At 66.5% G+C, this 8,242-nt stretch carries 8 protein-coding genes and 1 pseudogene; 3 read left to right on the top strand and 6 right to left on the bottom strand.

What is annotated here, in order from left to right:
• From B9G38_RS12555 to B9G38_RS12570, 4 genes are all read right to left on the bottom strand, one after another.
• The coding region (locus tag B9G38_RS12555) for an AAA family ATPase (protein WP_086220584.1) at nucleotides 1-832 on the bottom strand (832 nt) is incomplete at its 3' end.
• Nucleotides 825-2,987: an acetate--CoA ligase family protein gene (locus B9G38_RS12560; RefSeq protein WP_086220585.1), complete on the bottom strand. Its 2,163-nt coding sequence runs from the start codon at nucleotides 2,985-2,987 to the stop codon at nucleotides 825-827. The genes B9G38_RS12555 and B9G38_RS12560, both read right to left, overlap by 8 nt.
• 89 nt (nucleotides 2,988-3,076) lie before the next feature.
• Nucleotides 3,077-4,858: a PAS domain-containing sensor histidine kinase gene (locus tag B9G38_RS12565; RefSeq protein ID WP_086216074.1), complete on the bottom strand. Its 1,782-nt coding sequence runs from the start codon at nucleotides 4,856-4,858 to the stop codon at nucleotides 3,077-3,079.
• A gap of 134 nt (nucleotides 4,859-4,992) precedes the next feature.
• On the bottom strand, nucleotides 4,993-5,379 hold the full coding sequence (locus B9G38_RS12570) for a helix-turn-helix domain-containing protein (protein WP_086220586.1): 387 nt from the start codon (nucleotides 5,377-5,379) through the stop codon (nucleotides 4,993-4,995).
• Nucleotides 5,380-5,493: 114 nt separating this feature from the next.
• On the opposite strand from B9G38_RS12570, the gene B9G38_RS12575 reads away from it, so the two are divergent.
• The 3 genes from B9G38_RS12575 (at nucleotide 5,494) to B9G38_RS12580 (ending at nucleotide 6,943) form a co-directional block, all read left to right on the top strand.
• Nucleotides 5,494-6,129, top strand: a complete 636-nt coding sequence (locus tag B9G38_RS12575) for a helix-turn-helix domain-containing protein (protein WP_086220587.1) — start codon at nucleotides 5,494-5,496, stop codon at nucleotides 6,127-6,129.
• A 74-nt stretch (nucleotides 6,130-6,203) separates the two neighbouring features.
• Complete coding sequence (locus B9G38_RS18285; protein WP_198945684.1) at nucleotides 6,204-6,362, top strand: hypothetical protein; 159 nt, start codon at nucleotides 6,204-6,206, stop codon at nucleotides 6,360-6,362.
• Nucleotides 6,363-6,487: 125 nt separating this feature from the next.
• Complete coding sequence (locus B9G38_RS12580; protein WP_086220588.1) at nucleotides 6,488-6,943, top strand: pyridoxamine 5'-phosphate oxidase family protein; 456 nt, start codon at nucleotides 6,488-6,490, stop codon at nucleotides 6,941-6,943.
• Nucleotides 6,944-7,292: 349 nt separating this feature from the next.
• Here the strand turns inward: B9G38_RS12580 and B9G38_RS18815 are convergent.
• Both B9G38_RS18815 and B9G38_RS12590 read right to left on the bottom strand, forming a co-directional pair.
• Nucleotides 7,293-7,373: pseudogene (locus B9G38_RS18815) on the bottom strand (transposase); the annotation flags it as partial.
• A gap of 297 nt (nucleotides 7,374-7,670) precedes the next feature.
• The coding region (locus B9G38_RS12590; RefSeq protein ID WP_158093828.1) for an MMPL family transporter at nucleotides 7,671-8,242 on the bottom strand (572 nt) is incomplete at its 5' end.

Consider the following 8,242-nt stretch of genomic DNA (forward strand, 5'->3'; position numbering starts at 1 on the left):
CGTCGAGCGCCGCGGTCTGGACGTCCGCGCGGTCGCCGCCGGTGATGACGGCGGCGTCGCGGGCGCGCCGGAAGTAGCGGAGCGCCTCGTCGCCGCCCATCGCGCCGACGAGGAAGCGCTCGACGAAGGCGTCGGTCGACGCGTCGGTGAGGAGCTCGGCCCCGAGCTCGTCCGCGAGCTCGCCGACCGTGACGCCCGCGAGCTCCTTCTCGTACGGGAGCGCGCCGAACACGGTGACCCCCTTCGATTCGAGGAACGGGATGCCGTCCTGATCGAGCGACTCGAAGGCGTCGTCGGACACCTTGTTGAACACGACGCCGGCGAGGCGGTCGCCGAACGCGTCGGCGGCCGCCAGCACGTCGTCTAAGTCGTTCGGCGAGCCGTACTCGGCGACGAGGACGACGTTCGCGTTGAGCAGCTCCGCCACGTCGACGTCGGTGAGGTCGACGACGCCGCCGGTGGTCCAGCTGCCGCCGCCCTCGACGAACACCTGGTCGTGGTCGGCCGCGATATCGTCGTACTCCTCGCGAATGCGGTTGCGCAGGGCCTCGGAGTCCTCGGTGCCGCGGATGGCGCCCTCGACGAACGTCGGCGAGTAGACGACGGGCTCCATCTGGTGCATCTCGGCGTCCAAGCCGAGCACCTCGCGGGCGAGCATCGGGTCTTGATCGAGCGTCTTCCCGACGTTCGACTGGAGCCGGGTCCCCTTCGGTTTCATGTAGCCGACGCTGCTGTCCTGGTCGGCGGCGAGCCGCGCTAAGGCGACGGTGATCGCTGTCTTTCCGGCGCTGTCTCCGGTCGCGGTGACGAGTGTGGTGGGTGTGTCAGTCATTGGTGGGTTCCTCCGCGTCGAGCGGCTGTTGTTCGGTCTCCGCCAGATCGAGCTCCTGCGGGTCGACGGTGAGTCTCACGTCAACGGCGGCGGCGTTCGTGCCGCCGTCGTCGTCGGGCAGTGCGACGAGGGGGTTGATATCGAGTTCGAGGATGGCCGGGAAGTCGGTGACTAGCTGCGAGAGCCGGCCGATCGTCTCGATCACGGCGTCGACGTCGACCGGGTCGCGGCCGCGGGCGCCCCGGAGCAGGGGCGCCGACTGGATCTCCTCGGTCATCTCCCGCGCTTCGGGCTCGGAGACGGGCGCGACGCGGAAGGTGGTGTCCTCCATCACTTCCACGAAGATGCCGCCCAGCCCGAACATCAGCAGCGGGCCGAACTGCGGGTCGCGGTTCATCCCGACGATGGTCTCGACGCCGTCGTCGAGGTCGACCATCTCCTGAACCTGGACGCCGAGGACGGTCGCGTCCGGCTGGTAGTTGCGGGCGCGGGTGATCAGGTCCTCGTAGGTGTCGGCCACGTCGTCGTCCGCGACGCCGACGGCGACGCCGCCGATGTCGGACTTGTGGAGGATGTCCGGCGAGACGATCTTCATCACCACGTCGCCGTCGACGCCCTCGGCGACCTCGCGGGCGCGCTCGGGCGAGTCGACGATGGCGCCGTCGGGCGTGGGGATGCCGTACGCGTCGAGCAGCTCCATCGCCTCGACGCCCAAGCGGTTGTCGTCGCGGTCGCGCACCGCTCCGAGGATCTCGCGGGCGCGCTCGCGGTCGACGTCGAACGACATCGGGTCGGCGTACTCGCGCGCCTTGATGTCGCGGTAGGTGGCGAGCGTCGCGAGACTGTCGATAGCGCGCGCGGGATCGAAGTAGCAGGGGATCCCCCGCGCCTGAAGCTGCTGTTTCGGCTCGCGGGTGCGGTCGCCGCCCATCAGGCAGGCGGCGACGGGCGCGTCCATCTCGTCGCTCACGTCGGTGATCGCGTCCGCGAGCTCGTCGAAGTCGATCGTCGCGGTCGGCGCGGCCAACACGAGGGCGGCGCCGACGTTGTCGTCGGTGACCGTGATCTCCAACGCCTCTCGGAACCGGTCGACGTCGGCGTCGCCGATCACGTCGACCGGGTTGTGGATGTTCGCCTCGTCGGGCATCGACTCGGCGAGCGCGTCGCTCGTCTCGCTCGTGAACGACGCCATGTCGAGGTCGGCGTCGCCGACCGCGTCGGTCGCCATCACGCCGGGGCCGCCGGCGTTCGTGACGATGGCGACGCTGTCGGTGTCGGGGAGGGGCTGGCTGCCCAAGATCCCCGCAGCGTCGAACAGCTCGTCGACCGACTCCGCGCGGATCACGCCCGCCTGATCGAGCCCCGCCTCGTACGCCTTGTCGGAGCCGGCGAGCGTGCCGGTGTGCGAGGAGGCGGCCTGCGCGCCGGCGCTCGTGCGCCCCGACTTCACCGCGACGATCGGGGTGTCCTGCGAGGTCTCGCGGGCGGTCTCGATGAACTCGCGGCCGTCTTCGATCCCCTCGAGGTAGCCGATGATCACGTCGGTCTCCTCGTCGTCACCCCAGTGGTCGACGAAGTCCGTCTCGTCTAAGACCGCCTTGTTGCCGAGCGAGACGACATCCTTGAATCCGATCCCGTTGTCGTTGGCCCAGTCGAGGACCGCGGTGACGAACGCGCCCGACTGGCTCATGAAGGAGAGCCCGCCGGGGAGCGCGTTCTCGGGGCCGAACGTGGCGTTCATCCCCGAGGGCGTCGACATGATCCCCAGGCTGTTTGGGCCGACGAGGTTGAGGTCGTACTCGTCGGCTAGCTCCGCGAGGCGACGCTCCCTCGCCGCTCCGTCCTCTCCGGTCTCCCCGAACCCGGCGGTGATCACGACGACGTTGCGGACCCCCGCCTCCCCGCACGCCTCGATGGCGTCCAACACGATCGAGGGGGGGACGACGACGACCGCGACATCGGCGTCAGCGTCGGCGACGTCGTCGACACAGGGCGTGTCGAGCACCGCGTCGTAGTTCGGGTTGACGGGGACCGTGTCGCCGTCGAAGTCGTCGAGGAGATTCGACGTGACGGCGCGGCCGACGGCCCCTTCGCGGGCGGTCGCGCCGACGACGGCGACCCGGTCCGGGTCGAACAGCTCGTTGAGCGTACCCATCAACCCGGGAGTACGCGAAGCGACGGCTTAAGATCGGTGGGATGTTCTTCGGAATCGGAGTCAACGGTGAACGATCGATCGGGTTTCGGTTAACCGTTCGTGGATCCCGGCGGTGAGTCGGGGGGGCCGTCGAGATCCGCGGCAGTCTCGGACGCGGAGAGGCCGGAGTCAATCGGCTCCGAGCCGGTGGGCTCCGGATCGGCCGACTCCGCGCCGCCGGCTTCGGATTCGGGCTGGGTGGTCCCGGCGTCGGAGGGGGGCGACTCGGCGGTCTCGGCGTCAGCCGAGGGCGACTCGGCGACCTCAACATCGGACGGTGGCGAACTGACGACCGGCGTCATCTCCCCCGCGTCCGGTCCGGCTGGCGTCGGGCGGGCGTCCGGCGCGACCGGATGGGTCCGATCCACCGTCGAGTCGCCGGGGTCACAGTCGGCGTCGGGGACACAGATCGTCACCTCGTTGCCGTCGGCGCCGGCGTCGAACGCCAAGTCGCCGCCGGACCGATCGGCGATCCAGTAGACGAGCCACAGCCCCATCCCGCCGGTGTGTCTGAGGTCGTCCATCTTCCACCGGTCGGTGATCGGGTCCCGCTCGGCCGGGGGGATCGGCGGCGCGTTGTCGCGGACCGCGATCTTGACCCGGTCGGCGGGCGCGGTGACCTCGATCTCGACGCTCGGCGCCGCCTCGGCGTGTTCGATCGCGTTCTCGATCAGTTCGGCGATCGCGTAGTCGAGCTCGGGGTGCGTGAACGCCCGCACGTCGCCGGGGCAGGAGACCGATATCTCCGCGGTCGGACTTGACCGGTCGTCGACGGCGTCCGCCACCGCGCTCTCGACGAGCGGCGCGACCCGGAGGGGTTGCGGGTGTTCGTGGTGGCGGAGGAGGTCGATCACGCCGCGCTGTTTCTCGGCGGTCGTCAACAGGTCGTCGGCGACCCGGCGAACCGTCTCCGCGTGGTCGATCAGGTCGGCGGCGAGTTCGGCCAGGTCGAACTCGTCGGGAACGACACCGCGTTCCTCGGTCGCCGTCGCGCTGACGGCGTCTTCGACGCGGTCGGCGATGCGCTCCGCGGTGCCGTCGACGATGTTCATGTCGTTGCGGATCGTGTGTCGGAGAAGGTTGTCCATCACCGTGAGCTGACGCTCGCGGCGGTACTCGTCCGTGACATCGCGGGCGAAACCGGTGACGGCGACGACCTCGCCGTCCTCCCACACGGGGCGCGAGGGCACCCTGACCCAGGTGGTCCGCCCATCGGCCGGCCCGATCCGGTAGTCGAGGTTCGTCGGCTCGCCGTCGGAGAGCCGCTCCATCGCGTCCTCGACGGCCGGACGGTCGTCGGGGTGAACCGCGGCGAGGAACATCTGCGGGCGCCGTTCGAGCGCGTCCGGCTCGATCCCGAACACGGATTCGAGCGCGCCGTTGACGAATAACAGGTCCTCCAAGTCGGCGCTGAACATCCAGAGCACGTCCGGCGACGTCGACGCGATCGTCTCCAAGCGCCGGCGTGACTCGACCTCAAGGGTGACGTCGCGAGAACTCAGCGCGTAGCCGTCGAGGCCGGTCTCCGACGGCGGAAACACGCGGGTGCGAAACCACACCCAGTCGCCGTCGGCAGTCGCGTAGCGGTACTCCAACGGCGATTCCGGGGCGGTTCCGCCGGCGACGAGGGCCTCGAACGCCGTCCGAACGCGGTCGGCGTCGTCGGGGTGAATCAGGTCGAAGGCGTCGGTCCCGACGAGCGTGTCGGGGTCGAACCCGAGCAACTCGCGGGTGGCCGCGTTGAGGTATCGGAACCGGCCCTTCTCGTCGATCACCGCGACCTTGTCCTGCGCAAGGTCGACGAGGGTTTCGGGTTCCGGTGAGCGGGACATACGGAACACCTTCGAGAACTGGCGTATAAGCGTGGCCGCGTGATTATCAGGTGCGAAAACGGTCGCCGACGAACCGCCGGGCGAACGCGCCCTGATCGCACCTCCGGGAGGCCGATCCGTCGCGCCGTGGCAGATCAGTCGGCCGAGACGCCGGGGGCGTTGAGCGCGGCGGCAAGCGGGTCGGCCCCCTCGTCGTCGACCGCGAGCGAGACGCCCTCGTCGCCGAACTCGATCGCGGCCTCGGCGGCATCGCGGACGTACTCGGCGGCGTGGTCGCCGTCCGGGTCGAGCCGAACCCCCTCGGCGAGCAGCGGCGTCTCGCTCAGCAGCTCAACCTTCCGGTAGGCGGTCGAGAGGGCGATGTCGCAGTCGTCGGCGAGTTCGCTCGTCGTCTTCGGCGTCGCCGCGGCGGCGAGGATCGCCCGACAGTCGGCGTCGGCGAGCGCCTCGAACGTCGCGTCGAGCGCCGCGTCTCCCTCGGTCGTCGTCGTGGCGTCGGTCGTGCGCGGGGGGCGTTTCATACCTGTACGTTACGGCTACAGCCTCCCGAACTGTGGCCCCTCATATGCGGGGATTTTTATACCCGACCGCGCGCCCGCCAACGTTTTTGCCCGGCGCGGGCACGGACGAACGAGATGGGATCGGGAATCCGGGCGGAGGTCTCGCTGCCGACCGCGGCGGCCTCGCCGTTCGACGGCGTCGTCGACGGAACGACGCCCGTCACGGGCGTCACGCGGTGTACGCCCGCCGACGACCGCGAGCGAGTGGTCGTGGAGTTCATCGCGGACGCGGACCTCTCGGTCGCCGAGGGAGTCGAGGTCGTCTTCGACTACGGCGGCCGAGCGGCCTACCGGTTCGAGGCGGCGGTCGACCCGGACTCGCCGTTCGCCGTCCTCGACCGCCACGAGACGCCCGTCTCGGAGGCGGTGGTCCGCGACGGGCGGCTGCGCGTCACCTTCCACGCGAGCGACTTGCCGACACTGCGGTCGGTGTTGGAGGCGTTCCGCGAGGCGTGTCCGGAGATGGAGGTGAAGCGCCTGCTCCAGTCGTCGACGACACCGACGGAGTCGGACTTGGTGACCGTCGACCGGAGCGAACTGACGGAGCGCCAGCGCGAGGTGCTCGAAGCCGCCTACGAGGCGGGGTACTTCAACCACCCGAAGGGCGCCAACGCCGGCGAGGTCGCGGAGTCGCTGGGCATCGGTCGGTCGACGTTCACCGAGCACGTCGCCGCCGCCCAGCGGAAGCTGTTCCAGTCGCTGCTTGACTAAGGATCGATTATCACATTCCGACGCCGCGAGAATCCGAGGTCCGTTTGATGGGCATGGGGAGCGTACGTACGGGTATGACGGGGCGATCCACCCACACCTTCGTCTGCCCGGAGTGTCGGCGCTCGATCGAGGTGGACGACGCGATGCGGGCGACGCTACTCGAGACGGGCTGTGTCGTCTGCGGGGCGCCGGTCACCGAGGAGAACATCGGCGAGGCGCCGACGATCAGCTGAACGGAGTCGGCCGGCGACCGCCGCAGAGCCTCCGCCGTCGTCCGCACCGCAGAGACGCCTCCCCGCTGTCCCCGCGCTGCGCGCCGTCTCGTTCCCTTTATCAACTCGTGGGAAGAAGGTTCGATATGCCGACGAACAGCGAGGTCGAGATGTCGTCGACCGAGGTGGACGCACACCTGTCTCGCCACGAGACGGGCGTTCTCGCGCTCGCGCGCGACGACGCGCCGTACGCGATCCCGATCTCCTACGGGTACGACGCGGACGAGCGCGCGTTGTACCTCCGGCTGGTGTCGACGCCCGACAGCGAGAAGCGCGAGTTCCTCGCGTCGACGCCGCGGGCCCGCGTGGTCGTCTACGAGGACGAAGACGACGAGTACGCCAGCGTCGTCGGCGTCGGCACCCTCGAACGCGTCGACCTCGACGAGCTCACCCCCGAAACTATCGCCCAGTACGGCGAGACGCAGCGTCCCCTCTTCGAGATCTGGGCCGACGACAAACCGGACCTCAACATCGAACTCTACCGCTTTGCGCCCCAAGAACTGACCGGACGGAGGGTCGTTGTCGAGCGCGACGAGGCGTAGGGATTTTTTTGATTAGGTTTGTATTTAATCCAAACTGATCTTTCTGCCGTCTCATGCGAAGCGCAGAAGTCAGGCTGTTTGACACCCTCCCCGCGCTGAAGCGCCAAGATTCCCACGGCACCGCACCACTGGGCTGGGATATTGTATTTTACCTAAATTGAGGCGCTGAGGCCCCTTCCTCAACGAACGAGCGAAGCGAGTGAGTAGAGAGGGGATACAGCGTTCACAAGAGCTAGCTCTTGTGTGCGGACGAGACGCAAGAGCGTGGCATTCAGCGTGGACTACCGTTTTAATTGCTCAAGGTAGTAGGCGAGGATCCGCCATTCACATTCAACGCCTCGCTGTTCAATCACACGCCTACGGATGCGCCTCTATGACTAGACTTTTGCTGGTCGCAGAGGTACTTCAGCCCGATATTCTTCACCGCATTATTTCACTACTCGATCAAAACGAAAGGTGTCGGCAACGCACCTGGACCGATGCCAAGTCAGGTAACCGTACACACTAGTACAGACCCCAGAGTAGCATCGCCGACAACAACCGGTGACTCTTGCTGGATAGATAGCTACCTGTCCAAGCAACAATTCGACTAGAATTATATGTCGAAAATATACTGACTTCTTCTCAACCCTACTCAATCACCGCTGACACGGTTCTCCTCTTGAGGGTGAAGAATTTTTTTCTGTAGCTTACTTTGTAAAATTATAATACTGGCAAATATTGAATCTCACCCAGAGACAGACAGGTTAATTCCTTCCCATACCCCGTGATAGTGCTCCCACAACAACACTGCTGGAGGAAGCGCGATCACTGTGAATACGAAAGAGTATACCACGCTCAGCGCCATCAAAAGGCCGAAGTCCCCAAGCACGGGTGTGATGGCGAGCGCGAGCGCGCCCGTCCCGAGCGAAGTGGTGAGCATGCTTCCAAGCAGGGCACCACCTGTCCCCGAGAGCGTGATAATCATCGACTCGTAAGCGTCGGCACCGGCGTTGTACTCATCGATGAACCGATGAGTGGCGTGTACTGAGTACGCAATTCCGAGCCCAATGGAAATCGATAGAATTGTTCCAGTCAGCGCGTTCAGTGATATCCCGAGGTATCGCATTGTCCCAAGTAGGAATGCGATTGCGATTAAGATCGGGAAGAGATTCGCTATTCCGAGGAGCGGCTTGCTCTCCAATACGGCGTAGGCAATAACGAGGAACAATCCTGTTAACCCAATTGCGATGATTAGTCCCTGAATTGAAGAATTAAAGATAATGTCTGTCACGGCATCAAATACGACGATCTGACCGG

This window comes from Halorubrum sp. SD612, assembly GCF_002135005.1.

What these genes read in the sequence shown, in the direction of transcription:
- B9G38_RS12560 (WP_086220585.1), bottom strand. Translation starts at nt 2,987, where the DNA reads ATGGGTACGCTCAACGAGCTGTTCGACCCGGACCGGGTCGCCGTCGTC.
- B9G38_RS12565 (WP_086216074.1), bottom strand. Translation starts at nt 4,858, where the DNA reads ATGTCCCGCTCACCGGAACCCGAAACCCTCGTCGACCTTGCGCAGGAC.
- B9G38_RS12570 (WP_086220586.1), bottom strand. Translation starts at nt 5,379, where the DNA reads ATGAAACGCCCCCCGCGCACGACCGACGCCACGACGACGACCGAGGGA.
- B9G38_RS12575 (WP_086220587.1), top strand. Translation starts at nt 5,494, where the DNA reads ATGGGATCGGGAATCCGGGCGGAGGTCTCGCTGCCGACCGCGGCGGCC.
- B9G38_RS18285 (WP_198945684.1), top strand. Translation starts at nt 6,204, where the DNA reads ATGACGGGGCGATCCACCCACACCTTCGTCTGCCCGGAGTGTCGGCGC.
- B9G38_RS12580 (WP_086220588.1), top strand. Translation starts at nt 6,488, where the DNA reads ATGCCGACGAACAGCGAGGTCGAGATGTCGTCGACCGAGGTGGACGCA.